At 42.9% G+C, this 940-nt stretch carries 1 protein-coding gene; it reads right to left on the bottom strand.

Features of this window, described 5'->3' with window-relative positions; translation table 11 throughout:
• Positions 1–940 (bottom strand): M28 family peptidase (locus L652_RS0103805; RefSeq protein ID WP_024603306.1); only part of this gene is annotated, 940 nt, incomplete at both ends.

The following is a 940-nucleotide window of genomic DNA, read 5'->3' on the forward strand; positions in this document are numbered from 1 at the left end:
CGCTCGTGTAACGCCAATAAATTTTATAGCCAGCAATATTTTCATCACTGCTTTGTTGCCATGAAAACGACGTATCAGCTGTAACAGCTCCCTTTATTTTAACTTCTTTTGGCGGTGCGGGCGCCCACGCCATAGATGCCATAGTTACCGCATTAAGTGAAGTTAACTTAGCCGTATAATCAAAATCAACGCCTTCAATAGTATCGCCATACTCAACGCCATTTTCAGTGCGTAAATCTTGATGCTGACGATCGTAGTGCTCGTTAGTTTCCATAATACGCACTGCTGCAAAACCTGCATCATTAAATGGACGATGATGCCCACCACGGCCAAATCTATCTAATCGATATACAAGCATTGTATCTAGGTTAGGAATGTATCTGTCAGCAATAGTATCTATGTAGCGCGCTAAATTTCGACTCGCCGAATCAACTTCACCACCCGTAAAGCGGCGAGTATTAGCTTGCTCTTTTGTTTCTACAACACGGGTACCTTCTGAAAATATACGCGCAGTTGTATTATCAGTTACCCCATTAATACCGGTAATATTGCCAATCATATCGTTGTTTAAAACGCCATGAACTTGCCAGTCATGCTTTTGCGCATAAGCCGTTAATATTTTTCCGCCAAACAAACCCTGCTCTTCGCCCGAAAGCGCCGCGTAAACTACCGAACCATTAAATTTGTATTTACTTAAAACACGAGCAGCTTCAATTACTCCCGCCACACCTGATGCGTTATCATTTGCCCCAGGTGAATCACTCGTAAAGTCCATAACATCACTTACACGAGAATCTATATCACCCGACATAATCACCATGCGATTAGGCTCACTTGACCCTCGTTGAATAGCCACAATGTTAACCACTTCAACAGGATTAGGAATGCGTTTTTCGCCCGATATAGTGTCCATTACCTCAATAATTTCCAGACAACCGCC

It is taken from the genome of Pseudoalteromonas sp. TB25 (assembly GCF_000497995.1).
Classification (GTDB): domain Bacteria; phylum Pseudomonadota; class Gammaproteobacteria; order Enterobacterales; family Alteromonadaceae; genus Pseudoalteromonas; species Pseudoalteromonas distincta.